General features: G+C 51.9%; 26 protein-coding genes and 1 riboswitch. Of the genes, 11 read left to right on the plus strand and 15 right to left on the minus strand.

Annotated features, from left to right (window positions below; genetic code table 11):
* Positions 1–136: 136 nt before the first annotated feature.
* Entirely contained in the window at positions 137–1882 is a 1746-nt protein-coding gene (dnaG, locus tag D9597_RS18620) for a DNA primase (protein WP_000918827.1), read from the minus strand.
* 110 nt (positions 1883–1992) lie between these two features.
* On the minus strand, positions 1993–2208 hold the full coding sequence (gene rpsU / locus D9597_RS18625; protein WP_001144069.1) for a 30S ribosomal protein S21: 216 nt from the start codon (positions 2206–2208) through the stop codon (positions 1993–1995).
* Positions 2209–2445: 237 nt separating this feature from the next.
* Between rpsU and tsaD the strand changes: the two genes are divergently transcribed.
* Entirely contained in the window at positions 2446–3459 is a 1014-nt protein-coding gene (tsaD, locus tag D9597_RS18630) for a tRNA (adenosine(37)-N6)-threonylcarbamoyltransferase complex transferase subunit TsaD (protein ID WP_001264352.1), read from the plus strand.
* A 42-nt stretch (positions 3460–3501) separates the two neighbouring features.
* On the opposite strand, the gene ttdT is transcribed toward tsaD, so the two are convergent.
* The 3 genes from ttdT to ttdA are packed head-to-tail and all read right to left on the minus strand — an operon-like array spanning position 3502 to position 6527.
* Positions 3502–4965 (minus strand): L-tartrate/succinate antiporter, encoded by a 1464-nt coding sequence (ttdT, locus tag D9597_RS18635; protein WP_130223896.1) that lies wholly within the window; start codon positions 4963–4965, stop codon positions 3502–3504.
* 48 nt (positions 4966–5013) lie between these two features.
* Positions 5014–5619, minus strand: coding sequence for a L(+)-tartrate dehydratase subunit beta (ttdB, locus tag D9597_RS18640; protein ID WP_000722957.1), 606 nt, complete (start codon positions 5617–5619; stop codon positions 5014–5016).
* Complete coding sequence (gene ttdA / locus D9597_RS18645; protein ID WP_130223898.1) at positions 5616–6527, minus strand: L(+)-tartrate dehydratase subunit alpha; 912 nt, start codon at positions 6525–6527, stop codon at positions 5616–5618. Before ttdA ends, ttdB begins: the two co-directional genes overlap by 4 nt.
* A 206-nt stretch (positions 6528–6733) precedes the next feature.
* Between ttdA and ttdR the strand changes: the two genes are divergently transcribed.
* Positions 6734–7666: an L-tartrate utilization transcriptional activator TtdR gene (gene ttdR / locus D9597_RS18650; protein ID WP_130223900.1), complete on the plus strand. Its 933-nt coding sequence runs from the start codon at positions 6734–6736 to the stop codon at positions 7664–7666.
* Between the two features lie 12 nt (positions 7667–7678).
* On the opposite strand, the gene plsY is transcribed toward ttdR, so the two are convergent.
* Positions 7679–8296, minus strand: coding sequence for a glycerol-3-phosphate 1-O-acyltransferase PlsY (gene plsY / locus D9597_RS18655; RefSeq protein WP_130210442.1), 618 nt, complete (start codon positions 8294–8296; stop codon positions 7679–7681).
* A gap of 104 nt (positions 8297–8400) precedes the next feature.
* Between plsY and folB the strand changes: the two genes are divergently transcribed.
* Both folB and bacA read left to right on the plus strand, forming a co-directional pair.
* Positions 8401–8769 carry a bifunctional dihydroneopterin aldolase/7,8-dihydroneopterin epimerase gene (folB, locus tag D9597_RS18660; RefSeq protein WP_001295541.1) on the plus strand — a complete coding sequence of 123 codons (369 nt, stop codon included), beginning with the start codon at positions 8401–8403 and terminating at the stop codon, positions 8767–8769.
* 90 nt (positions 8770–8859) lie between these two features.
* The gene (bacA, locus tag D9597_RS18665; RefSeq protein WP_130210446.1) at positions 8860–9681 is read left to right on the plus strand and encodes an undecaprenyl-diphosphate phosphatase; all 822 of its coding nucleotides are present in this window, start codon (positions 8860–8862) and stop codon (positions 9679–9681) included.
* A gap of 180 nt (positions 9682–9861) precedes the next feature.
* On the opposite strand, the gene cca is transcribed toward bacA, so the two are convergent.
* Positions 9862–11100 (minus strand): fused tRNA nucleotidyltransferase/2',3'-cyclic phosphodiesterase/2' nucleotidase/phosphatase Cca, encoded by a 1239-nt coding sequence (gene cca / locus D9597_RS18670; protein ID WP_130223902.1) that lies wholly within the window; start codon positions 11098–11100, stop codon positions 9862–9864.
* A gap of 63 nt (positions 11101–11163) precedes the next feature.
* Positions 11164–11784, minus strand: coding sequence for a TIGR04211 family SH3 domain-containing protein (locus D9597_RS18675; protein WP_130210468.1), 621 nt, complete (start codon positions 11782–11784; stop codon positions 11164–11166).
* A gap of 243 nt (positions 11785–12027) precedes the next feature.
* Here D9597_RS18675 and ygiF point away from each other — a divergent pair, with 243 nt between their 5' ends.
* The 3 genes from ygiF to hldE are packed head-to-tail and all read left to right on the plus strand — an operon-like array spanning position 12028 to position 17673.
* Complete coding sequence (ygiF, locus tag D9597_RS18680; protein WP_130223904.1) at positions 12028–13329, plus strand: inorganic triphosphatase; 1302 nt, start codon at positions 12028–12030, stop codon at positions 13327–13329.
* 22 nt (positions 13330–13351) lie between these two features.
* Positions 13352–16192 carry a bifunctional [glutamate--ammonia ligase]-adenylyl-L-tyrosine phosphorylase/[glutamate--ammonia-ligase] adenylyltransferase gene (gene glnE, locus D9597_RS18685; RefSeq protein WP_130223906.1) on the plus strand — a complete coding sequence of 947 codons (2841 nt, stop codon included), beginning with the start codon at positions 13352–13354 and terminating at the stop codon, positions 16190–16192.
* A 47-nt stretch (positions 16193–16239) separates the two neighbouring features.
* Entirely contained in the window at positions 16240–17673 is a 1434-nt protein-coding gene (hldE, locus tag D9597_RS18690) for a bifunctional D-glycero-beta-D-manno-heptose-7-phosphate kinase/D-glycero-beta-D-manno-heptose 1-phosphate adenylyltransferase HldE (protein WP_130223908.1), read from the plus strand.
* Between the two features lie 119 nt (positions 17674–17792).
* On the opposite strand, the gene D9597_RS18695 is transcribed toward hldE, so the two are convergent.
* The 3 genes from D9597_RS18695 to D9597_RS18705 all read right to left on the minus strand — a co-directional run bounded on the left by D9597_RS18695 (position 17793) and on the right by D9597_RS18705 (position 20408).
* Positions 17793–17852, minus strand: a complete 60-nt coding sequence (locus D9597_RS18695) for a type I toxin-antitoxin system Ibs family toxin (RefSeq protein WP_001387081.1) — start codon at positions 17850–17852, stop codon at positions 17793–17795.
* Between the two features lie 238 nt (positions 17853–18090).
* On the minus strand, positions 18091–19752 hold the full coding sequence (locus D9597_RS18700; protein WP_130223910.1) for a flotillin family protein: 1662 nt from the start codon (positions 19750–19752) through the stop codon (positions 18091–18093).
* Between the two features lie 26 nt (positions 19753–19778).
* On the minus strand, positions 19779–20408 hold the full coding sequence (locus tag D9597_RS18705) for an OB-fold-containig protein (protein ID WP_130210458.1): 630 nt from the start codon (positions 20406–20408) through the stop codon (positions 19779–19781).
* A 266-nt stretch (positions 20409–20674) separates the two neighbouring features.
* Here D9597_RS18705 and glgS point away from each other — a divergent pair, with 266 nt between their 5' ends.
* The gene (gene glgS / locus D9597_RS18710) at positions 20675–20875 is read left to right on the plus strand and encodes a cell surface composition regulator GlgS (RefSeq protein ID WP_130210460.1); all 201 of its coding nucleotides are present in this window, start codon (positions 20675–20677) and stop codon (positions 20873–20875) included.
* Between the two features lie 34 nt (positions 20876–20909).
* Here glgS and ubiK read toward each other — a convergent pair whose 3' ends face one another.
* A complete protein-coding gene (gene ubiK, locus D9597_RS18715) occupies positions 20910–21209 on the minus strand; it encodes a ubiquinone biosynthesis accessory factor UbiK (RefSeq protein WP_064529620.1) in 300 nt (99 codons plus the stop codon).
* Positions 21210–21330: 121 nt separating this feature from the next.
* Positions 21331–21479: riboswitch (FMN riboswitch) on the plus strand.
* Positions 21480–21582: 103 nt separating this feature from the next.
* On the opposite strand from ubiK, the gene ribB reads away from it, so the two are divergent.
* Positions 21583–22236: a 3,4-dihydroxy-2-butanone-4-phosphate synthase gene (ribB, locus tag D9597_RS18720; protein ID WP_113305203.1), complete on the plus strand. Its 654-nt coding sequence runs from the start codon at positions 21583–21585 to the stop codon at positions 22234–22236.
* Between the two features lie 263 nt (positions 22237–22499).
* Positions 22500–22670 carry a protein YqiD gene (gene yqiD, locus D9597_RS23140; RefSeq protein WP_165382779.1) on the plus strand — a complete coding sequence of 57 codons (171 nt, stop codon included), beginning with the start codon at positions 22500–22502 and terminating at the stop codon, positions 22668–22670.
* Between the two features lie 55 nt (positions 22671–22725).
* Here yqiD and zupT read toward each other — a convergent pair whose 3' ends face one another.
* On the minus strand, positions 22726–23499 hold the full coding sequence (zupT, locus tag D9597_RS18725) for a zinc transporter ZupT (protein WP_001339991.1): 774 nt from the start codon (positions 23497–23499) through the stop codon (positions 22726–22728).
* Between the two features lie 142 nt (positions 23500–23641).
* On the opposite strand from zupT, the gene ygiD reads away from it, so the two are divergent.
* Positions 23642–24430, plus strand: coding sequence for a 4,5-DOPA dioxygenase extradiol (ygiD, locus tag D9597_RS18730; protein ID WP_167852460.1), 789 nt, complete (start codon positions 23642–23644; stop codon positions 24428–24430).
* 47 nt (positions 24431–24477) lie between these two features.
* On the opposite strand, the gene dsbI is transcribed toward ygiD, so the two are convergent.
* Positions 24478–25149 carry a protein-disulfide oxidoreductase DsbI gene (gene dsbI / locus D9597_RS18735; protein WP_130218214.1) on the minus strand — a complete coding sequence of 224 codons (672 nt, stop codon included), beginning with the start codon at positions 25147–25149 and terminating at the stop codon, positions 24478–24480.
* Positions 25150–25163: 14 nt separating this feature from the next.
* Positions 25164–25832, minus strand: coding sequence for a thiol:disulfide interchange protein DsbA/DsbL (locus tag D9597_RS18740; protein ID WP_130223914.1), 669 nt, complete (start codon positions 25830–25832; stop codon positions 25164–25166).
* Between the last annotated feature and the right edge of the window lie 13 nt (positions 25833–25845).

Here is a 25845-nt window from a genome sequence, read left to right on the forward strand (position 1 = left end):
TCAGGTGTTAACGCTGAAATCCAACGGCTGTTTACCGCCAACGATAATTACGAGGGCGTACTTATATATTTGCCGCTGCCTCTCAGTGCGGCTGTCGGGGGCTTCCCGATCGCTATTCGGCACTTAAGCCGTTAAATCACTTTTTCGCCAGTTCCTGGTTCAATGTCCAGAGTTCCAGGCGTTCTTCGTTGCTTAAACCATGCGTGCGCTCACGAGCGATTAACTCTTCCTGGCGCAGTTCAAGCAGCGAATCAAACATATGGTTGAGTGAGTCGGTGAAGGTTTGCTCAGCAATATTCTTATCTGCTATATCGTCCCACATCGACAGTTTTTCAAGGGTGGCAGCATTATTTGTACCACGATAGTGCTCTAAAAGTTGCCCGGTGGTCAGACCTGGCTGAGAGAGACAAGTGTTGACCAGTTCTCTGAATAAGCCAAGTCCAGGGAGCTTATTTTCATCCAGATTCTCAAGCGGCGGGACCAACGTCGCTAATTCTGGATTTTGCACCAGCAACCCTATAAGTATACGCATGGTCGTGCGTTTTAGCTGCGGAACAGGGCGAGAAACGCCGCTCTCTGCCGCTTTTGGCATTAATCGTTCAAGCTGGCTGTCATCAAGTATGCCTAACTTATTGCCTAATTCCTGACGAAGATATATTCGCAGCGTTTCGCCCGGCACCTGTGAAATCAGCGGTAGCGCCAGGGTACTTAAGCGCGCGCGTCCGTCAGGGGTACTCAGATCAACCTGCGGCATCAGGCTGTTAAACAGAAATGCGGAGAGCGGCATCGCCTGCTCCATCCGCGCTTCAAACGCCTCTTTACCTTCTTTTCGTACCAGCGTGTCAGGGTCTTCGCCATCAGGCAAAAACATAAAACGTAGCTGACGACCGTCTGTCATGTAAGGCAGCGCCGTTTCCAGCGCTCGCCAGGCGGCATCGCGACCTGCGCGGTCGCCGTCATAACAGCAAATGACATTGTTGGTTGCGCGGAACAACAGCTGTATGTGATCGGCAGTGGTTGACGTACCCAGCGACGCAACGGCGTAATTAATGCCGTATTGCGCCAGCGCCACTACGTCCATATAGCCTTCGACCACAAGCAGACGATTGGGTTCAGCGTTATCCTGCTGCGCTTCATAAAGACCGTAAAGCTGGCGGCCTTTATGGAAAATGTCCGTTTCCGGCGAGTTCAGGTACTTGGGGGTATCGTTGCCCAGCACGCGCCCGCCAAAACCAATCACCCGACCGCGTTTATCGCGAATGGGGAACATCACCCGCTCGCGGAAACGATCGTAACTGCGACCCTGATCGTTAGTGACCAACATGCCCGCATCAATCAATGACTGACGATTTTCTGGATTGCCGCCAAACCGTTTCAGGACGTTGTCCCAGCCGGGGGGCGCAAAACCAATCGCAAAGCGGGCGATAACCTCGTGGCTTAATCCGCGTTTTTCCAGATACTGGCGCGCAGACGTGGCAACAGGTTGCTGTAAAGATTGTTGGTAAAACGTATTCAGACCGTCCATCAACTGATAAAGCGTTTGCCGTTGATGGCGCTCGATCTGGCTGGGGCCGCTGCCTGCTTCAAATGGCACTTCAAGATTGTGCATTGCCGCCAGCTCTTCGACCGTTTCGACGAACTCGAGCTTGTCGTAGTTCATCAGGAAGTCGATCGCGTTGCCGTGCGCGCCACATCCAAAGCAGTGGTAAAACTGTTTCTCACCGTTAACGGTGAATGACGGGGTTTTCTCGTTGTGGAATGGACAACACGCGTGAAAATTCTTGCCCTGCTTTTTCAGCTTCACACGGGCATCGATCAGATCGACGATGTCGGTGCGTGCCAGCAGATCATTAATGAATACGCGTGGGATTCGTCCAGCCATAGGCCCCGATTTTTAGCAATTCATAAACGAAAATAAGCCGCGCATTCCTTTCGGAAGCACGGCCTTACAACTACAACTCGGTCTGATCGGAGAGCAACGCTCTCGGGGAATTAGTACAGACGAGTGCGGCGTGCGTTTTCGCGAGCCAGTTTCTTCGCGTGACGTTTCACTGCAGAAGCTTTAGCGCGCTTACGTTCGGTAGTCGGTTTTTCATAGAACTCACGACGACGAACTTCCGCCAGAACACCTGCTTTTTCGCAGGAACGCTTGAAGCGACGCAGAGCTACGTCGAACGGCTCGTTTTCACGTACTTTAATTACCGGCATGTGCCTCTCACCTTTGATTAATTCGGTTTGCCGCTGGCATCAACGCCAGCTTATTTCAAAATGGTGCGGAATTTTACTGCAATTGCTGCTGCTTTGTAAAGCACCGCGGCCTCTTTTGAAAGGGACTTTTATAAGGGTGGGGAGTATACACGAGGCTTTCTCTAGGGGCGAACAAAGTTTTACATCAACCCGCATTGGTCCTACACTGCGCGGTAATAAAGCGAGGTAAAACAAGTCATGCGTGTACTGGGTATTGAAACTTCCTGCGATGAAACTGGCATCGCCATTTACGACGATGAAAAAGGTTTGTTAGCCAACCAATTGTATAGTCAGGTGAAATTGCACGCTGACTACGGCGGTGTAGTGCCTGAACTGGCTTCCCGCGATCACGTGCGTAAAACCGTACCGTTGATCCAGGCAGCGCTGAAGGAGTCTGGTTTAACGGCAAAAGACATTGACGCTGTGGCCTATACCGCAGGTCCTGGATTAGTCGGCGCGCTGCTGGTTGGCGCGACCGTGGGGCGTTCTCTGGCGTTTGCCTGGGACGTTCCGGCGATCCCGGTACACCATATGGAAGGGCATCTGTTAGCGCCGATGCTGGAAGATAACCCGCCAGAATTTCCGTTTGTCGCGCTGCTGGTTTCCGGCGGTCATACGCAGTTAATCAGCGTGACTGGCATTGGGCAGTACGAGCTGCTCGGCGAGTCTATTGATGATGCCGCCGGTGAAGCGTTTGATAAAACCGCGAAGCTGCTGGGGCTGGATTATCCTGGCGGACCGTTACTGTCGAAAATGGCGGCTCAGGGTACAGCCGGACGCTTTGTATTCCCGCGCCCGATGACCGACCGTCCGGGGCTGGATTTCAGCTTCTCTGGCCTGAAAACCTTCGCAGCGAACACTATTCGTGATAACGGCACCGACGACCAGACGCGTGCTGATATCGCCCGCGCCTTTGAAGATGCGGTGGTCGATACGTTGATGATTAAGTGTAAGCGAGCACTGGATCAGACGGGCTTTAAGCGACTGGTCATGGCGGGCGGCGTGAGTGCTAACCGCACGCTGCGGGCGAAACTGGCGGAAATGATGAAAAAGCGTCGTGGCGAAGTGTTCTACGCGCGTCCGGAATTTTGTACTGATAACGGCGCGATGATCGCCTATGCCGGAATGGTGCGGTTTAAAGCAGGCGCGACGGCGGATCTCGGCGTGAGCGTGCGTCCGCGCTGGCCGCTGGCGGAGTTACCGGCTGCGTAAAACTATCAGGTGCCGGATAGTCTCTTCCGGCACCTTCCTTTCTTAAAGCAACACCACGGGCATCCACAGTAAGCCGGTAATCACCAGCAACACGAGGAATATCAGCCCAAAAATCGCCCCCAGTCGCCAGTAATCCACCGTTGGCAGATAACCACTACCGTAGTAAATCGGACTGGGTCCGGTGGCGTATGGTGTAAGAATGCTCCCCAGACCAATTGCCGCGCCAACCATCAGGCAGAACACCGGCAGCGGGATTTCCGGCATCGCCAGCGCAGCGGCAATCATCATCGGTGCGAGAGCAGAGGTATACGCCGTGGCGCTGGCAAAGAAGTAGCGCAGCAGATAAAACACCACAATCAACGCCACCATCACCATCGTCGGCGAATAACCGCTTAAGCTGCCTGCTAACAGTTTGCCAAACCAGCTAATAAAACCGGTGTTGTTGAGTCCGGTAGCGAGGGTGATAAGCGAGGCCAGCCAGAAGAAAACGTTCCACGCCGCTTTATTACTGACAATATCGTCCCAGCAGATAATGCGCAGAAGCAGCATCAGTGCTACCACGCTGTAACCGACCATCGCGGCATCGATATAATCACCGCCGAAAATCCACAGCACCAGCGCGCCTACCATCAGCCCCAGCATCCGTTTTTCACGCGAACAGAGTGGTCCCATTGCCTGCAGTTCCGTCTCTGCCCAGCGCGGCACCTGATCGCCTGACTTCAGTACCGGCGGGTACAGCACGTAAGCCAGCCAGGGAACCAGCAGGACCAGTAAAATACTGAGCGGCAACATCCCGAGGAACCAGTCGCCCCAACTCAGCGTGGCGTGAGATGCGCTTTTCATCAGTCCAATTAACAGCAAGTTAGGAGCCATCGCCGTCAGGAAAATGGCGCTGGTCACGCAGTCGGCAACAATCCCCATCCACATGATGTACGAGCCAATACTGCGCGAACTGCTGTCGTTTGGTTGTGATTGATAGAGCGGCGGCAGGTTACGGATGATGGGATAGATAATCCCCGCACCACGCGCCGAGTTGGACGGTGTTACAGGTGCTAGGATCAGCTCGGAGAACATCACCGCATAGCCGAGAAACAGTGTGCGATGCCCCATCTTTTTCACCAGAATCAGCGCGATACGTCGCCCCAGCCCGGTTTTTTCATAGCCCGTACCAAACATAAAGGCGGCGAAAATCAGCCAGATAACCGAATTAGAAAAACCGGAAACCGCCCACGAGAGGGATTTTGCAGTGAATTTAAAGCCTGGCTGGGCGAGCTGCTCCGGGCTAAACAGCAGCCAGGGAGACAGTATGGCGATGATGGATATACCCACCATCGCCACCACGGCACCCGGCACGGGTTCGAGGATCAGCCCAACGATCACGCCAGTAAAAACGGCAAAGTAGAGCCAGGTATGACTCTCCAGCCCTGCGGGAACCGGAAGTAGAGCAATAATGGCGATGACCGCCAGCGGCGCAAGGTATCGCCACCATTCAGTGGAAGGTTTCATCGTGTTATGCCTGCGAAAAAGGAGAGGGGGCGAGCCTCTCCGGGAGGGTTATTTGATGTAATGGACGTGCTCGCATATCTCTTCCACGATGGGATCGCGGCGTTCGGCGAACAGCTTTTTGTTTTCGGCTATCAGGTTGTTGCCGTGGGTATCAATAGAGACAATCAGCGGACCGAACTCTTTGACCCGACAGACCCACAGCGACTCTGGCATCCCGAGTTCTGTCCAGTGCACCTCTTCAATCTCTTCCACTTGAGTTGCCGCCAGCACCGCGCAGCCAGCCGGGAAAATCACATGTAGCGCCTTGAATTTCTGGCAGCCTTCTTCGGTCAGCGGCCCCATTCCACCTTTGCCAACCACCAGTTTCACGCCGGTCTGCTCGATAAATTCACGTTCAAAACTTTCCATACGCATACTGGTTGTCGGGCCGACGGAAACCATCTCCCATTTGTCGCCGTTTTTGCGCACGATGGGGCCAGCGTGGAAAATCGCTTTGCCGTTGAGATCGTAAGGGATCGGACGTTTGAGTTCGATCAAGCGGCGGTGACAAACGTCACGGCAGGTCACCAGCGTACCGGTCAGGTAGATCACATCGCCGACGCGAATATCTTGCAGATCTTCAGCTTTGATCGGGGTTGTCAGGATCTTTTTCATAACGCGCTCCGGGTGTGAGACAGATTTTCAAAGGAGAGATCGGCATGAACCAGCAGCGTGCCGCGACGATGCGCCCAGCAGCCTGTAGAAACAGCAACGCCGATGGTTGACGGATGGCGGGCGGCAGATTCGATATGTACGCCCATCACTGAACTGTTGCCAGTCAGCCCTTGTGGACCAATCCCCAGACGGTTGAGTCCTTCCTCCAGGCGTAGCTCCAGCTCTGCCGCTTTTGGATTGGGATGGCGGCTGCCAATCGGGCGCAAAATGGCTTTACGCGAGAGCACCGCGGCGGTTTCCACCGAGGTGGCGATGCCCACGCCCACCAGTACCGGTGGACAGGCGTTTACGGCGAGGGTGGAGATATTTTCGAAGACGAATTTCACCACGCCTTCGTAGCCTTCTGACGGCATTAACACTTTCGAGCGGCCAGGCAGTGTGCAGCCGCCGCCAGCCATGTAAACTTCGATTTCCGCATCGTCACCGTCGGGAATGATGTCCCAGGTAACCCACGGTACGCCGCTGCCGGTATTTTTGCCGGTGTTCACTTCGTCAAAAATTTCCACCGCGTTGTGGCGCAGTGGCGCTTTGACGGTTGCTTCTTCCACAGCTTGCTTAAGAATGCTTTGCAGCTCGCCAAGCAGCGGGAAGCGGGAACCGACTTTAACGAAGAACATAATCTCCCCGGTGTCCTGACAGGCAGGGCGATTAAGATCGATCGCTTTTTGCATGTTATCGAACATCGTGTGGTAGATAATTTTCCCCATCGACGACGTTTCGGCATCCTTTAGCTGTTTTAGTTTGTCCACCACGTCATCGGGCATTCGGGTAGAAATCATGGCGGTAAAGTTAGCGACAATATCCGTCAACTTTTTTACTGCCTGTTGCTTATTACATTCGCTCATCATGGCAACTCCAGTTTATGTATTTGTCTGGAAAAATTCACCGCCACAAACTACCACTAAAAATGTGGTTTTATACTTTTTGCCACCGTGAATATGTAATTAACAGTTCGTTAATCAACACGAAAATAAGAACGAATATTGCGCCAGAGCAGGGAATAGCAATGTTTTGCGAAATACACTGCGTTTATCAAAACTGCGGATATTTAACAATGCTAAATAGCTGGCCTTTAGCCAAAGACTTGCAGGTACTGGTGGAAATCGTCCATAGCGGGAGTTTTAGCGCCGCTGCGGCAACGCTTGGGCAAACGCCTGCATTTGTCACCAAGCGGATCCAAATCCTTGAAAATACGCTGGCAACCACACTGCTGAACCGCTCCGCTCGCGGCGTGGCACTGACTGAAGGTGGCCAACGTTGTTACGAACATGCGCTGGAAATCCTCACCCAATATCAGCGACTGGTCGATGACGTCACGCAAATCAAAACGCGCCCGGAGGGGATGATTCGTATTGGCTGTAGTTTTGGTTTTGGGCGCAGCCATATTGCGCCAGCTATTACCGAACTGATGCGCAATTACCCTGAATTACAGGTGCATTTTGAATTGTTCGATCGGCAAATTGATTTAGTGCAGGATAATATTGATCTGGATATTCGTATTAATGACGAAATTCCTGATTATTATATTGCGCATCTTTTGACAAAAAATAAAAGAATATTATGCGCCGCATCTGAGTATCTGCAAAAATATCCGCAGCCACAATCCTTACAGGAATTAAGTCGTCATGACTGTCTGGTGACCAAAGAGCGCGACATGACCCACGGAATATGGGAGTTGGGGAACGGCCAGGAGAAAAAATCGGTGAAGGTAAGCGGGCATCTTTCCTCCAACAGCGGCGAGATTGTGCTGCAATGGGCGCTGGAGGGCAAAGGGATTATGCTGCGTTCCGAGTGGGATGTGTTGCCGTTTCTGGAGAGTGGTAAACTGGTGCGAGTATTGCCGGAGTATGCGCAAAGCGCCAATATCTGGGCTGTTTACCGGGAGCCGCTCTATCGCAGCATGAAATTACGTGTCTGTGTGGAATTTCTGGCGGCATGGTGCCAGCAACGGCTGGGCAAGCCCGACGAAGGCTATCAGGTTATGTAGACTCGCGAGAAATCACTCGGGATCCTTTTCGCGCTTTCTTTTGAATTTCGTCCAGATTTTTGTCTCCTGGTGACGCCACAGACGCTGGATGTTGTCATGATGACGCAGCAGGATCAGGCAAGAGAGCATCGAAACCGGGAAGGTGAACTGTGGCTTGAACCACCAGACATAAAACGGAGCAATCAGCGCGCTGACAATCGCCCCCAGCGACGAATATCCACTCAATAGCACGGTAAGCAGCCAGGTCCCCGCCATCACGCCCGTTAAATCCCAGCCGATCGGAGCAATAGCGCCAAAAGCGGTGGCAACGCCTTTTCCCCCTTTAAAACCGAAGAAAACGGGCCAGATGTGTCCAAGACAGGCGGCAATCGCAATTAATCCCAGCCAAAAGGGGCTGACGCCTAATTCATATGCTCCCCAGACAGGCAACATACCTTTTAGAACGTCAAAGATCAGCACTGCTACGGCTGCCCCTTTGCCACCCATGCGTAAAACGTTGGTCGCGCCAGGATTACCGGAGCCGCTGGTTCGCGGGTCGGGCAAGCCACAAAGGCGGCAAACCAGAATGGCACTGGAAATGGAGCCGCAGAGGTACGCGATGAGGATCATTCCAGGCGCGATTGCACTCATAAGCTGTTCCGTTTTGAAAATTCGTGTTCAACGATGAATCTGTGGATAATACGCACATTTCGCCGGAAGTGGTATCCGGTTAGCCAAAAAGCAGGCAGGACGTGATGGATATTGTATTTATAGAGCAACTTTCGGTAATCACCACTATTGGTGTTTACGACTGGGAACAGACCATCGAACAGAAGTTAGTGTTCGATATCGAAATGGCGTGGGATAACCGTAAAGCGGCGAAAAGTGATGATGTGGCGGATTGCCTCAGTTACGCTGACATTGCAGAAACGGTGGTCAGCCACGTCGAGGGGGCGCGTTTTGCGCTGGTGGAACGTGTGGCGGAAGAGGTGGCGGAGCTGCTGTTAGCACGCTTCAACTCGCCGTGGGTTCGCATCAAACTCAGCAAGCCAGGCGCAGTGGCGCGGGCGGCGAATGTCGGCGTCATCATTGAGCGTGGCAATAATCTGAAAGAAAATAATTAATTTTACAGCTGTTAAACCAAACGGTTATAACCTGGTCATACTGCAGTAGTTCGGACAAGCGGTACATTTTAATAATTTAGGGGTTTATTGATGAGCGATATGCACTCGCTGCTGATAGCGGCAATATTGGGTGTGGTCGAAGGATTGACAGAATTTCTGCCGGTATCCAGCACGGGCCATATGATTATTGTCGGTCATTTGTTGGGATTTGAGGGCGATACGGCGAAAACCTTTGAAGTCGTGATCCAGTTAGGATCAATTCTGGCGGTAGTAGTGATGTTCTGGCGGCGTCTGTTTGGGCTGATTGGCATTCACTTTGGCCGCCCGTTGCAGCACGAAGGAGAAAGCAAAGGTCGTTTAACGCTGATCCACATTTTGCTGGGGATGATTCCGGCGGTGGTACTGGGGCTGTTGTTCCACGACATGATTAAATCCTTGTTTAACCCGATAAATGTCATGTATGCGCTGGTCGTCGGCGGTTTGTTGCTGATTGCCGCCGAATGCCTGAAGCCGAAAGAGCCGCGTGCGCCGGGTCTGGATGATATGACCTATCGCCAGGCGTTTATGATTGGCTGCTTCCAGTGTCTGGCGCTGTGGCCGGGATTCTCTCGCTCCGGGGCGACCATTTCAGGTGGGATGCTGATGGGGGTGAGCCGTTACGCGGCTTCTGAGTTCTCGTTCCTGCTGGCAGTGCCGATGATGATGGGCGCAACGGCGCTCGATCTCTACAAAAGCTGGGGCTTCCTGACAACCGGCGATATCCCGATGTTTGCTGTTGGGTTTATCACTGCCTTCGTAGTGGCGCTGATAGCGATTAAAACCTTCCTGCAATTGATTAAGCGGATTTCGTTTATCCCATTCGCCATTTATCGCTTTATTGTGGCGGCTGCGGTGTACGTCGTGTTCTTTTGATGTGAAGAATAGTGTCGGATGCCTGGAATTGTCCACGATTGCGTAGGCCGGATAAGGCGTTCACGCCCATCCGGCAATCAACGCCTGATGCGACGCTCGCGCGTCTTATCAGGCCTACAACCGTCGTTGACATGTAGCCGGATAAGGCGTTCACGTCGCATCCGGCAAAATGCCCAACACTCACTCAGGCTTTGGGCAACGTTGTTCCTTCCAGCAAGCTACCGCTGCAATCCGGCGGCGAGTCAGCTCTTCGCGAATCTCTACACCTTTAAATCCTGCTTCAACGACGGCTTTTGTCGGCACTGACTGTGCCACTTCCCAGGCTTCGCGCAACCAGCGGCCTTGCGGGTAGTCCGCCGATTCAAAACCGGTTCTGCCGCGCACGTCAGCTTCGCTGGTCAGCGCCAGTTGCTCAACACGCTGCGGTTTACGCCAGGCATCAATGGAATCAAATAATTTAACGATGGTTTTCGGGTTCAGCATCGGGAAGGTGTGAATGAGATCGTGAAACTCAGCCACCAGTTTGGCTAAATCGCGAATTTCATTTGGCACGCGCAGACGCTGACATAGTTGTTCCACCAACTTAACACCTGCCGGACCGTGGCCGTGATGACGAGGCCAAAGCTCTGGCGGCGTCAGCCCTTTACCGAGATCGTGGCATAACGTCGCGAAACGGACATCGACCTGCGGACTTAGCATCGCCGCCATGGAGAGCGTCATTAAGGTATGAATCCCGGTGTCGATTTCCGGATGCCATTTGGCGGGGGCCGGAACGCCGAACAGGGCGTCAATTTCCGGGAATAAAACGCGCAGTGCGCCGCAATCGCGCAGCACTAGGAAGAACACTTGTGGATTGCGGGTGGTGAGGGCGCTTTCCGTCTCTTTCCACACCCGTTCAGGCGTCAGGTGTTCCAGTTCGCCCGCGTGGGTCATCTCGCGCATCAGCGCCAGGGTTTCATCAGCAATACGAAAACCGAGGTGGGCATAACGCGCAGCAAAACGCGCCACGCGCAGCACGCGTAGCGGATCCTCGCCAAAAGCGGGGGAAACATGGCGTAACAGACGATTTTGCAGATCGCCCAGACCGTTGTACGGGTCGATAATCTCGCCGTCATCGTCCTGGGCCAGCGCATTAATGGTCAGATCGCGACGCTTAAGATCATCTTCCAGCGTGACATCCGGTGCGGCATAGCAGGTAAAACCGGTGTAACCGGAGCCGGATTTCCGTTCGGTACGTGCCAGCGCATACTCTTCATGCGTTTGCGGATGCAGAAAAACAGGAAAATCGCGGCCTACCTGTTGGTAGCCCGCGTCGAGCATCTCCTGTGGCGTACTGCCGACCACCACCCAATCTCTGTCTTTGACCGGTAGCCCTAACAATGCATCCCGTACCGCACCACCGACCAGATAAATCTTCACGCCATCTTCCCTTCGTCAAATACACAATTCCTAATAATAAGACAGTGCAACGAAGAAGGCGATTTAGTTCATCCAGCGATCTTTGCGTTTGCGCGTTGGGATCAGGTGCGGTAATACCAGTCCGAGCAGCAAGCCAAGACCCAGTACACCGCCGCCATACATAAACCATTGCATGATGATGGTGCGCTGTTTGTCATCTAACTGCACGCTGGCGGCATCGACCTTTTTCTGTGCGACAATCAGTTCGTTTTTCAGCTTCTGATTTTCTTCTTTTAACCCGTTGATCACGCTGTCACTTTGCGCCACTTTTTGCTGCATTTCTGCAGTGCGCTGATTCCAGGTGTTATCAATATTGGTGAGCTTATCGGTCAGCGTTTTGACCTGATTTTCCAGCACCGGTACACGAGTGCGCAGGCTTGGCTCGGTATTAAGTTCTTTTAACGGGATCCAGGCGGTACGGCCGGAGCTGTCTTTCACCTGGGCATAATTGGTGTTGGCGTCAGTTTGTAATAAGGTTACTTCCTCGCCCGCGTTAACTGTGCCCACGAGGCGATAATTATCCCCCGGACCGCTGCGGACCCAGGTGTTCAGTTCGTCAGAAACATAGCGCTTTTCTTCGGCGTGCGAGACGGCAGTGGCGCTAAGTGCAAGTATAGTTAATCCGATCAGGCGTAATTTTGGCATCAGGCTGTCGTTATTGTCTGGGAAAAGTGGAACGATAGTAGTGGCATCAGTGTCGCTACGCAAAGCATTCGCTATCAATCGGAATCCTCTGTGTCAGGTCTTGCCACAGCTTCAATCTTTTACGCCCGTCAAATTGCCCGTTGCATGGCAATTTGGCGCAAAATACTATCTACTGACAAAAAAGATCGCATTAAGTTCGCCGTTCATCGTCACTAATGTGACATAACCGGATAAGTAAAGGCCATGGCTCAGGAAATCGAATTAAAGTTTATTGTTAATCACAGTGCCGTTGAGGCGTTGCGTGACCATCTCAATACGCTGGGCGGCGAGCACCATGACCCCGTGCAGTTGCTGAATATTTACTACGAAACGCCGGATAACTGGCTGCGTGGGCACGATATGGGCTTGCGTATTCGTGGCGAAAATGGTCGCTATGAAATGACGATGAAAGTCGCCGGGCGAGTGACTGGCGGTTTACACCAGCGCCCGGAATATAACGTGGCGTTGAACGAACCGACGCTCGACCTGGCGCAGTTGCCGACGGAAGTCTGGCCGAACAACGAGTTACCTGCCGATCTCGCTTCCCGCGTACAACCGCTGTTCAGCACCGATTTTTATCGCGAAAAATGGCTGGTGGAGATCGATGGCAGTCGGATTGAAATCGCCCTCGATCAGGGGGAGGTGAAAGCCGGAGAATTTGCTGAATCTATCTGCGAGCTGGAACTGGAACTACTTCGCGGCGAAACGCGCGCGGTGCTGAAACTGGCAAACCAACTGGTATCGCAAACTGGTTTACGCCAGGGCAGCCTGAGCAAGGCGGCGCGTGGCTATCATCTGGCGCAGGGAAATCCCGCGCGTGAAATCAAACCCACCACCATTTTGCATGTTGCGGCAAAAGCCGATGTGGAACAGGGGCTGGAAGCGGCGCTCGAGCTGGCGTTAGCACAATGGCAGTACCATGAAGAGTTGTGGATACGCGGCAACGAGGCGGCAAAAGAGCAGGTGCTGGCAGCAATCGGCCTGGTTCGCCATACTCTGATGCTGTTCGGCGGTATCGTGCCGCGTAAAGCGAGCACTCACTTACGTGATCTGCTGACTCAATGCGAGGCGACCATTGCTTCTGCGGTTTCTGCCGTGACGGCGGTCTATTCTACCGAAACGGCAATGGCGAAACTGGCGTTGACCGAATGGCTGGTTAGCAAAGCCTGGCAGCCGTTTTTAGATGCCAAAGCGCAGGGCAAAATCAGCGATTCCTTCAAACGCTTTGCCGATATCCATCTTTCCCGCCATGCTGCTGAACTGAAAAGCGTTTTTTGCCAGCCGCTGGGCGATCGCTACCGTGACCAGTTGCCACGCCTGACACGTGACATTGACTCAATACTGTTGCTGGCGGGTTACTACGATCCTGTCGTCGCGCAAGCCTGGCTGGAGAACTGGCAGGGGCTGCGTCACGCTATTGCGACCGGGCAACGCATTGAAATTGAACATTTCCGTAATGAGGCAAACAATCAGGAACCGTTCTGGTTGCATAGCGGAAAACGTTAATCAGGCAAGGATAAAATCGCTTATGAAGCCGCTCTCTTCACCGTTACAGCAGTACTGGCAGACCGTTGTTGAGCGGCTGCCAGCGCCTTTAGCCGAGGAATCACTTAGCGCACAGGCGAAGTCAGTACTTACTTTTAGTGATTTTGTGCAGGATAGCGTAATTGCGCATCCAGAGTGGCTGACGGAGCTGGAAAGCGAGCCGCCACAAGCCGATGAATGGCAGTATTACGGCGAGTGGTTACAGGAGGCGCTCAGTAACGTGAGTGACGAGGCTGGGTTAATGCGTGAACTGCGGCTGTTCCGGCGGCGCATTATGGTACGTATCGCCTGGGCGCAAACGCTGGCGCTGGTTACTGAAGAGAGCATATTGCAGCAGCTCAGCCATCTCGCTGAGACGCTGATTGTCGCGGCGCGTGACTGGTTGTATGACGCATGCTGCCGCGAGTGGGGAACGCCGTGCAATGCGCAGGGCGAAGCGCAACCGCTGCTGATTTTAGGCATGGGTAAGCTGGGTGGAGGGGAACTGAATTTCTCCTCAGATATCGATCTGATTTTTGCCTGGCCTGAACATGGTTGTACGCAGGGCGGACGCCGGGAACTGGACAACGCTCAGTTCTTTACCCGCATGGGGCAGCGGCTGATTAAAGTGCTGGATCAACCAACGCAAGATGGCTTTGTCTATCGCGTAGATATGCGGCTGCGTCCGTTTGGCGAAAGTGGCCCGCTGGTGCTGAGCTTTGCAGCGCTGGAAGATTATTACCAGGAGCAGGGGCGTGACTGGGAGCGTTACGCGATGGTCAAGGCGCGGATTATGGGCGATAGCGACGGCGCTTATGCTAACGAATTGCGTTCGATGCTGCGCCCGTTTGTTTTTCGTCGTTACATCGATTTCAGTGTGATTCAGTCTCTGCGCAACATGAAAGGAATGATTGCCCGTGAAGTGCGTCGCCGCGGTTTGACCGACAACATCAAACTCGGCGCAGGCGGCATTCGCGAAATTGAATTTATCGTCCAGGTGTTCCAGCTCATTCGCGGCGGGCGCGAACCGTCGCTGCAATCGCGCTCTTTACTGCCAACGCTCAGCGCCATTGCCGCGCTGCATCTGCTTTCTGAAAACGATGCGGAACAATTGCGAGTGGCGTATCTGTTCCTGCGGCGTCTGGAAAACCTGCTGCAAAGCATTAATGACGAACAAACCCAGACGCTTCCTTCTGATGAGCTTAACCGTGCGCGGCTGGCGTGGGCGATGGACTTTGCTGACTGGCAGCAACTGACCGGAGCGCTGGGCGGACATATGGCTAATGTGCGTCGGGTATTTAACGATCTGATTGGTGACGACGAAAGCGAAACCCTGGAAGAGACTCTATCGGAGCAGTGGCGTGAGCTGTGGCAGGATGCATTGCAGGAAGATGACACCACGCCAGTGCTGGCGCATCTTAGAGAAGATGATCGCAAACAGGTGCTGACGCTGATTGCCGATTTCCGCAAAGAGCTGGATAAGCGCACTATTGGGCCGCGCGGACGTCAGGTGCTCGACCATCTCATGCCGCATTTGTTAAGTGACGTATGCGCGCGTGAAGACGCTGCTGTCACGCTGTCGCGCATTACCGCCTTGCTGGTGGGGATTGTTACCCGCACCACCTATTTAGAATTGCTCAGTGAATTCCCCGCGGCGCTTAAGCATTTGATTTCTCTGTGTGCTGCATCGCCGATGATTGCCAGTCAACTGGCGCGTTATCCATTATTGCTGGATGAACTGCTCGATCCGAACACCCTCTACCAGCCGACAGCGACGGATGCCTATCGTGACGAATTGCGCCAGTATTTACTGCGCGTGCCAGAAGATGACGAAGAACAACAACTTGAGGCGCTGCGTCAGTTTAAACAGGCGCAACTGTTACGCATCGCCGCAGCGGATATTGCCGGTACGCTGCCAGTAATGAAAGTGAGCGATCACTTAACCTGGTTGGCGGAAGCCATGATAGATGCCGTCGTTCAGCAGGCGTGGGTTCAAATGGTCGCCCGTTACGGAAAACCGACCCACCTGAACGAACGCGAAGGTCGCGGCTTTGCGGTGGTTGGCTACGGCAAGTTGGGCGGTTGGGAGCTGGGATATAGTTCTGATCTTGACCTGATCTTCCTCCATGATTGCCCGATGGATGTAATGACGGACGGCGAGCGGGAAATCGACGGGCGGCAGTTTTACCTGCGTCTGGCGCAACGCATTATGCACTTGTTCAGCACGCGCACGTCTTCCGGTATTTTGTACGAAGTGGATGCACGGCTACGCCCGTCCGGGGCGGCGGGAATGCTGGTGACTTCCGCAGAAGCGTTTGCCGATTATCAGAGAAACGAGGCCTGGACGTGGGAACATCAGGCGCTGGTACGTGCTCGCGTGGTATATGGTGATCCACAATTGACCGCTCAATTTGACGCAGTACGCCGGGAGATTATGACGCTGCCGCGTGAGGGCAAAACCTTACAGACAGAAGTGCGGGAAATGCGCGAGAAAATGCGCGCCCATCTCGGCAATAAACATCGCGATCGCTTTGATATCAAAGCCGATGAAGGCGGAATTACCGATATCGAATTTATTACCCAATATCTGGTGTTGCGCTACGCCCATGAAAAACCGAAGTTAACGCGCTGGTCAGACAACGTGCGCATTCTGGAACTGTTGGCGCAAAACGACATTATGGAAGAGCAGGAAGCGATGGCGCTGAGCCGTGCTTACACTACGCTGCGCGATGAACTTCATCATCTGGCATTACAAGAGTTGCCGGGCCATGTGCCGGAGGATTACTTTACCGCAGAGCGTGAACTGGTGCGGGCAAGCTGGCAGAAGTGGCTGGTGGAGGAATGAAATATGGTATTATCGCGCGCAAATTTTGAATCTCTCAGGAGACAGGAATGAAAGTAACGCTGCCAGAGTTTGAACGTGCAGGAGTGATGGTGGTTGGTGATGTAATGCTGGATCGTTACTGGTACGGTCCCACCAGCCGTATCTCGCCGGAAGCGCCAGTACCCGTGGTTAAAGTGAATACCATCGAAGAACGTCCGGGCGGCGCGGCCAACGTGGCGATGAACATCGCTTCTCTCGGTGCAAACGCACGCCTGGTGGGGCTGACAGGTATTGATGATGCGGCGCGCGCGCTCAGTAAATCGCTGGCCGACGTGAACGTAAAATGCGACTTCGTTTCTGTGCCGACGCATCCGACCATCACCAAACTGCGGGTGCTTTCTCGTAACCAACAGTTGATCCGCCTGGATTTCGAAGAAGGTTTCGAAGGTGTTGATCCGCAGCCGCTGCATGAGCGGATTAATCAGGCTCTCGGTACGATTGGCGCGCTGGTGCTTTCTGACTATGCGAAAGGTGCGTTGGCAAGCGTACAGCAGATGATCCAACTGGCGCGTAAAGCGGGCGTTCCGGTGCTGATTGATCCAAAAGGCACCGATTTTGAACGCTACCGCGGCGCTACGCTGTTAACGCCTAATCTCTCGGAATTTGAAGCTGTTGTTGGTAAATGTAAAACCGAAGAAGAGATTGTTGAACGCGGCTTGAAACTGATTGCCGACTACGAACTCTCTGCGCTGCTGGTAACCCGTTCCGAGCAAGGGATGACGCTGCTGCAACCGGGTAAAGAGCCGCTACATATGCCAACTCAGGCGCAAGAAGTCTATGACGTTACCGGTGCAGGCGACACGGTGATTGGCGTGCTTGCGGCAACGCTGGCAGCGGGTAATTCGCTGGAAGAAGCCTGCTTCTTTGCCAATGCGGCGGCTGGTGTGGTGGTCGGCAAACTGGGGACATCCACGGTTTCGCCGATCGAGCTGGAAAACGCAGTACGTGGACGTGCAGATACCGGTTTTGGCGTGATGACCGAAGATGAGCTGAAGCTGGCTGTAGCGGCGGCGCGTAAACGTGGCGAAAAAGTAGTGATGACCAACGGCGTCTTCGACATTCTCCACGCCGGGCATGTCTCTTATCTGGCAAATGCCCGCAAGCTGGGTGACCGCTTGATTGTCGCCGTGAACAGCGATGCCTCCACCAAACGCCTGAAAGGGGATTCTCGCCCGGTTAACCCGCTCGAACAGCGTATGATTGTGCTGGGCGCACTGGAAGCGGTCGACTGGGTGGTGTCGTTTGAAGAGGACACGCCGCAGCGCCTGATTGCAGGCATCCTGCCAGATCTGCTGGTGAAAGGTGGCGACTATAAACCGGAAGAGATTGCCGGGAGTAAAGAAGTCTGGGCCAACGGCGGCGAAGTGCTGGTGCTCAACTTTGAAGACGGTTGTTCGACGACCAACATCATCAAGAAGATCCAACAGGATAAAAAAGGCTAACCGGAAAGCGGTTCACAGATCTCGCTTCGTGGCAGGTAGACCTATTGACGCTGTTGTTTTTTCAACCTAGAGTAAAGGAATAAGGGTGAGGGAGGATTTCTCCCCCCTCTGATTGGCTGTTAATAAGCTGCGAAACTTACGAGTAACAACACAATCAGTATGATGACAAGCTTCATCATAACCCTTTCCTTCTGTAAGGCCCCTTCCTCGGGAGGGGCTTTCCCGTTTCAGCCCCTTGCTGGCTCCCCGATTGTTGATTAGCGCCTGACCCCACGCAACGCTTTCTCTGATGCAGTTTTCTCTTCCCCGAGTCGACTCGCAAAACGCTGTAACAACCTGATCATTTACACTTTTTAGCGGAATGCAGATATAAAAAATCCCCGGCTTTTTGGGCCAGGGATATTCATAGATGAATATTTATTCTACGTTTTCTGCGACGGGAGTTGTTGAGGTTAAGGGTGAAGTCAATGCCGCCAGCGAGCCGCCTGAAACGCCAATTTCATTGAGCAAGGAGTCAATCAGCGGTGCCTGTGTGCGGTAAGAAAGGGCGGCAGACAATGCCTGTTCCGCCAGATTTCCGCCACCAACGCTGCCTGATGCCACATCCCCCGCAGCGCCACCACGGTTCAATCCATCGACCTGAATAATCTTGATGCCGTCGATAGACTTCATCGGTTCAACGGATTTCTCTATTACCGCAGGTAACGACTGTAATAGCGCCAGTTTGAATTTAAGGCTGGTTTGTTCATCAGAAAGTACGTTGATTGCATCGTTCAGCGCACGTTGCGCTTCTGCTTCCGCCAGACCTTTTTTACGCGTAGCTTCGGCTAACTCAACGATCGCTGCCGCCTGCATCTCTGCGGCTTCTTTCTCTGCTTTTGCTCGGACGGTCAGTTCGACCGCTTTGGTTTCTGCGTCTTGCGCTGCGGCAATCAGCGCCACCTGCTTGGCACGATCGGCTTCGGCTGTCTGGCGAGTGGTTTCTACGTTTTGTTGCGCACTTACCGCTTCTGCAAGTGCGAGGTTGGCACGCGCTTCTGCTTGGGATTGTTGCTCTGATTTTGCCGCAATGGCGATTGATTTCGTCTGGTTGGCGATTTCGGTGACCTGCTGCTGTTCGATCTCTTTAATGCGAACTTCACGTTCAGCCTCAACCTTTCTTGAGCGGACGGCCTGTTCGCGGTCGATTTCCGTTTCCTGAATCTGTCGTTCAGCCAGAATTCGCGTCTGCTCTGCTTCACGACGACGTTCAGCTTCAAAAGCCGCAATTTTCGCATTCTGCTCAGCGGTACGGGTTTTAACCTGCTGCTCCTGCTCAAGCGTCATAAACGCTTCTTGCTGTTCAATCTCCAGTTTCCGCGAAAGAGCGTCTCGATTTTTCTCTCGCACCGCAACTTCTACATCCTGTTCAACTTCGTTACGCTCGCGACGACGGCGTTCCGTCTCCTGGGTTAGTTTGGTCAAACCTTCGGCGTCAAAAGCGTTGTTCGGGTTAAAATGCTCTTTCGAAGTCTGGTTAAAGTTGGTGAGTGAAACACTTTCCAGTTCCAGTCCGTTTTTCGACAAGTCTTCTGCCACGGTATTTTGTACACCCTGCACGAAGTTCTCGCGGGTATCCTGTAACTCATGCATGGTCATTTGCGCAGCGGTGGCGCGTAGGGCATCGACGAATTTATCCTCGACCAGCATACGTAAATCTTCTGGTGATAGCGTGCGTTGCCCCAACGTCTGGGCCGCAGTGGCGATGCCTTCTACTGACGGTTTTACCCGTACAAAGAAAGCCACTACAACATCAACACGCATACGATCTTTCGTAATCAGGCTATCAATAGTAGAACGGCTGACTTCCAGCTTGAGCGTATTCATATTGATAGGAATGATTTCGTGGAAGATCGGCATTACGATTGCGCCGCCGCTCATTACCACTTTTTGCCCGCCTAACCCGGTACGAACAAATGCCTGCTCGGCAGATGCCCGACGATAAAGTCGCGCGAAAATAATACCGATAATAAACAGAAAACATACGGCAACAATCGCCATAAACATCCATGACGGTACTAAGTTAACAATATCATCCATTATTAAATTTCCTTTTGATTAAATATTTACAATATATTTGGCCAGGGATTTTTTTCTGCTAAATATCGTGTTGCAGAAAGTCGGCAAATAATCAATACCTTGTCACCTTTGGTGAAGTTTTTTCCTTCTTCAGGTTCCAGTAATAAATAGTGTATTTGACCAAATTGATCGGTAAGTTTTCCTTCACAGGGTCTGCCAGATATTGCCTGATGACCGGTAATTAATGCCATGCAGCCAATATATTCTTCTTCTGTAATAGCAGAACTATGATCGCGAGGAATCCAGGGGGCGATCGCCTTGCCGATATAATGCACTGTAATAACAGTGAGCAGTAAACAAACAGGAACCACCAACAGGTTTGAGAGCGGAGCTTTCCAGACCGTCACGCAGGCATGCTGTAGAACGATGCCGATAAGGCCAAAAAAACCAGCTAACAGGCAGAGGATGACGAGGGCTGGTAGCCTTCCAATATTAAGATAATGAAGTGCCTGACTAATATTACCTGTGGTTATGGAATCGTAATGATCAAGATGTGCATCAAGAGCACCGGAGAGCATGTGACCGCAGACAATAGCAATAATTTCTAACAGGCCGATCAAAAGTACAAAGGAAATAGCGAAAAGATAAGGTGTGTTATAGTCGGCAAATAAAATCATCAGTCACTCCATCGTCCATTCAGTGACGCATTGTTTACTATGGTATGATTTCCTTTCTTACATTTATCTTTGCTAATAATAACATGCGTTAGTGAAATTTTAAAAGGGAAAGTCTTTTAACGTTGTAATTATTTTCAATAAAAAGTGTGATCCAAAACAATATATTTACGCACGTTATGTTTAAAGGCACTACACTGATTAAGGAATACTGAAATCAGAAAAAGCATATGGCCTTAAAAGGTATGCGATAACCGGAGGATGTGCTTATGGATCATGGTCTTAATTCTTTAAATAATTTCGATTTCCTGGCGCGTAGTTTTGCCAGAATGAATGCTGAAGGTCGACCGGTCGATATTCTGGCCGTCACTGGTAATATGGATGAAGAACACAGAACCTGGTTTTGCGCTCGTTATGCCTGGTATTGCCAGCAAATGACACAGTCAAGAGAACTGGAACTAGAACATTGATATTACGGGCCGTCAGGCCCGTTTTTGTGGTGCTTTATTCTGCTTTATCAACTGGCGGGATGGCGGGAGGAGATTGAACTTCTGCTGCCGGATTACTACGAGCTTCCAGTTCACTGATGCGCTGCTCCAGTAACGCCAGTTTCTCACGAGTCCGTAACAGGACCTGCGTCTGCACATCGAATTCTTCGCGGCTTACCAAATCGAGGCGAGTCAGCTGTGCTTGTAGGGTTTGGCGGATTTTTTTCTCCACATCTTCCCCGAACTCCCTGATTCCTTTAGGCATTGATTCGTGAACCTGGCGAGCAATTTGCTCAATTTTTTTCGGGTCAATCATTGTAGTTTCCCTGTACTGATAGGTGTTTAGTGCCATTGTAGTGCGATAAGGGTAAGTCATAAACCAGAATTATGTGAACCTATGCGTTGCTGCCGCTAATCATTAGCGTTATAGTGAATCCGCTTATTCTCAGGGCGGGGCGAAATTCCCCACCGGCGGTAAATCAACTCAGTTGAAAGCCCGCGAGCGCTTTGGGTGCAAACTCAAAGGACAGCAGATCCGGTGTAATTCCGGGGCCGACGGTTAGAGTCCGGATGGGAGAGAGTAACGATTCTGTCGGGCATGGACCCGCTCACGTTATTTTGGCTATATGCCGCCACTCCTAAGACTGCCCTGATTCTGGTAACCATAATTTTAGTGAGGTTTTTTTACCATGAATCAGACGCTACTTTCCTCTTTTGGTACGCCTTTCGAACGTGTTGAAAATGCACTGGCTGCGCTGCGTGAAGGACGCGGTGTGATGGTGCTTGATGATGAAGACCGTGAAAACGAAGGCGATATGATCTTCCCGGCAGAAACCATGACCGTTGAGCAGATGGCTCTGACCATTCGCCACGGTAGCGGTATTGTTTGCTTGTGCATAACCGAAGAACGCCGTAAACAACTCGATCTGCCAATGATGGTCGAAAATAATACCAGCGCCTATGGCACTGGTTTTACCGTGACCATTGAAGCTGCTGAAGGTGTGACTACCGGTGTTTCTGCTGCTGACCGTATCACGACTGTTCGCGCTGCGATTGCTGATGGTGCTAAACCTTCAGACTTGAATCGCCCTGGCCACGTTTTCCCATTGCGCGCACAGGCGGGTGGTGTACTGACTCGTGGCGGTCATACCGAAGCGACTATTGATCTGATGACGCTGGCAGGCTTTAAACCTGCAGGTGTGCTGTGTGAACTGACTAATGACGATGGCACCATGGCCCGCGCGCCAGAGTGCATCGAGTTTGCCAACAAACACAATATGGCGCTGGTCACTATTGAGGATCTGGTTGCATACCGTCAGGCGCATGAGCGCAAAGCTAGCTGAAAATAACTGCTAAAACTGGTGCGATAATCAAAGAAACCGAAGCTGTAGAAGGCTTCGGTTTTATTTTGCCCTTACCCTGCTGAATGTAAATTTCACCGCTTTATCTATGAGTAAATTTCACTAATATCAGACAACCTTTTTCATTATGATCAAAATCATATAAATGTTCCGATATTATGCGACCATATAAATATATCCGAAAATGGATATGTGAAATTTATGCGCTAAATGTTTGGTATTGTTAAATATTAAGGGTAAAAAGGATGTTTATCTCCTGGTACTGGATTGTATTGATTGCGCTGGTTGTGGTGGGGTATTTCCTGCATTTGAAACGTTATTGTCGGGCGTTTCGCCAGGACAGAGACGCACTGCTTGAAGCGAGAAACAAATACTTAAACAGTGCGAGAGAAGAGACAGCAGAAAAGCTGGAGTAGTGCTTCTGCGATGCCTGCAGATGTTGTCCATGCTGGACAACATCTGAAGTTGTTTTCAACCAATTCCCGCCGTTTGTAACAGCACTAAACTAAATCCCATTACTGACATCCCACACAGCACGCCATAGCTGGGATTATTATTGGGATCAATCTCTTTGGCTAACGGCATTAATTCGTCTACGGAGAGCGCCACCATGATTCCTGCAACCGCCGCCATGATTGCCGCCATGACCACCGGGGAAATCATGCTACCAAGGATTAACCACGCCAGAACGCCGCCGAGAATTTCCGCCAGCCCAGAAATCCCCGCCCACAGAATTGCGGTGCGTTTCGACCCCGTTGCCGCGTAAACCGGCCCCGCAACCGCCAGACCTTCAGGAATATTGTGCAAAGCCACGGCCAGTGCGATGCCAAAGCCCAGCTCCAGGTTACTGCTTGCCGTAACAAAGGTGGCAATCCCTTCCGGGAAGTTATGCAGACTGATTCCAAGAGTGAGCAGAATAGCAGTGCGCTTGAGTGATTTGGGCAACGGTTGCACCGATTTTTGCATTAAATCCTGCGGATGCGCATGCGGCAACATGCGGTCCAGACCAAAATAGCCCAGCAGACCAAAAATAAACATCCCGTAGCCCAGAACGGGGGACATTCCTTCGGCGGCTAATGCGGCAGGGAGCATCTCCATCAATGAGATCAGCAACATGATCCCCGCCGCAAACCCTAGCGAAAACGCCAGCAGTCGGTTCGAGGGTTTTTGCCCGAGAACGCCGAGAAACGCGCCAATAAACGTGGCTGCCCCCGCCAGTATGGTCAGAATGAGAGGTACTGACATCGACAACTCCTTATAAATCTTCACCTTCAGGCAGATCGTCAAAATAACTGATGATGATCATCATCGTTATCCGGGTTCTTACTCCGCCGAACAAGCGTATTGTGAGGATATCAAAATGACACCTTTAGTTAAGGATATCATCATGTCTTCAACACGTATGCCAGCATTGTTTTTAGGTCACGGTAGTCCGATGAACGTGCTGGAAGATAATTTGTATACCCGCAGCTGGCAGAAGTTGGGGATGACATTGCCACGTCCGAAAGCGATTGTCGTGGTTTCGGCTCACTGGTTTACCCGTGGTACAGGAGTGACTGCGATGGAGACGCCGCCAACGATTCATGACTTTGGCGGCTTTCCTCAGGCGCTGTACGACACCCATTATCCGGCTCCTGGCTCACCGGCTTTGGCTCAGCGATTGGTTGAGCTGTTAGCGCCAGTGCCTGTCACACTGGATAAAGAAGCCTGGGGCTTTGACCACGGCTCGTGGGGCGTACTGATTAAGATGTATCCGCAAGCGGATATCCCGATGGTGCAGTTAAGTATTGATAGCACCAAACCCGCCGCCTGGCACCTTGAGATGGGGCGTAAACTGGCAGCGCTGCGAGATGAAGGAATAATGTTGGTCGCCAGCGGTAACGTGGTGCATAACCTGCGCACGGTGAAATGGCATGGCGATAGTTCCCCCTATCCGTGGGCGACGTCGTTTAATGAGTATGTGAAAGCGAATCTGACGTGGCAAGGACCGGTGGAGCAGCATCCTCTGGTGAATTATCTCGACCATGAAGGTGGCGCGTTATCGAATCCAACACCGGAGCATTACCTGCCGCTATTGTATGTTTTAGGTGCATGGGATGGGCAGGAGCCAATTACCATTCCGGTCGATGGTATAGAAATGGGCAGTTTAAGTATGTTGTCGGTGCAGGTAGGTTAATAGATGAAGAAAACCGAAGCCAATTTCTGGCTTCGGTTTGCATTACCTTACTTTCTCAGCAGCTTGAGTCCCCATGCGCCGCTCATCACTAATAGCAGCAATAAGCAAAGACCAAAAGCCAACATACAGGCCTGAGCCATGTTCATAAAGTGCCACGGCGGTAGCAGATACCAGCCTTCAGATTGCTGATACATCGCCACAAACCACTGCTGCATACTGCTCAGTGTGACGCCATCGGGAACGATTGGCGCATCATAGCCGCAATCCCCGGTAGGTTTGAACCAGTTTGGTGCCCACTGTGCCAGCGGCAGGTTAAAGGGGAAAGTTGGATCGGTAGAGCAACCCTGAACGCCAAACAGTGAATCGGGATCCGGGTTATGCACCGCATGGTGGATATCGTTCAGTTTGAATGAAAACTTCAGCCCCATGATGCTGCCGTAAAATGCCATCACGCAGCCAATCAGCTTAAGGATGATGTTCTTCGGGTTGATCGCCGCAACCAATCCTCCAATAACCATCACAAACATGGCATAGCGAATGTATACACATTGCTCACAGGGGGCCATGTAGAGATAGATCTGGAAGAAAGAGTGCGCCAGGATAATTAACGCGCCCATCGCAACGGCCATTAACAACCACAAAAAGCGTTGCTCCTGCCATCTGACCAGTGTGTCGACTGGTGATGTGCGAAGGTCTTTCCACATTCCCTTAATACCCATAGCCTGTTTCCCTGTTATTTGCTTGCTAACTCACGGATAAGGTCTGCCATCGCGTCGATGGATTTGATGCTCTTGGTGTAGATCAAGTACTTACCATTAACGACATAAGCTGGAACACCCTGGATTTTGGCGACTTCATAAGAGGCTTTCCATTTTTCCAGTGTTTCTTGTACCGCTGGCTCTTTCAGTGCAGCTTCAAAATCCGCCAGGCTCATACCAGCAGCATCCAGACCCGTTTTGATAAAGGCCGCGGGATCTTTACCGTCAGACCAGCGTTCTTTTTTGTCGTGATAAGCCGCGTAGTAGGCAAACTTGGCTTTCTTAAACTGAGAGTTAGCATCAAATAAGGAAATACCTGCTGCTTTATCTTTATTGATCAAGACAGCAAAGACTTCGCTCGCCTGTTTACCGTATTCGCCTTTGGTTTCCAGATGGAACGGCGTGAAAGCAACGACATCTTTCACTTTTTCCGATACCGGACCGGTAACCGCTTTGTCGTACTTGTAACAGAACGGGCAGGCGTAGCTGAATACCTTAATCAGCGTTTTGTCGGCATTCGGAATCGGTTTTTCCAGGACCATATAATCCGTGCCTTCGGTAAATGCAGAAGCAGTAAATGAAACCGCCAGAGCCGCAGTAAGTAGTACGCTTTTAAACAGTGATGAGATCCCTAATTTCGACATTTTTATTCCCTTC

The sequence above is a fragment of the Escherichia sp. E13S3 genome (genome assembly GCF_004212325.1).
Lineage (GTDB): Bacteria > Pseudomonadota > Gammaproteobacteria > Enterobacterales > Enterobacteriaceae > Escherichia.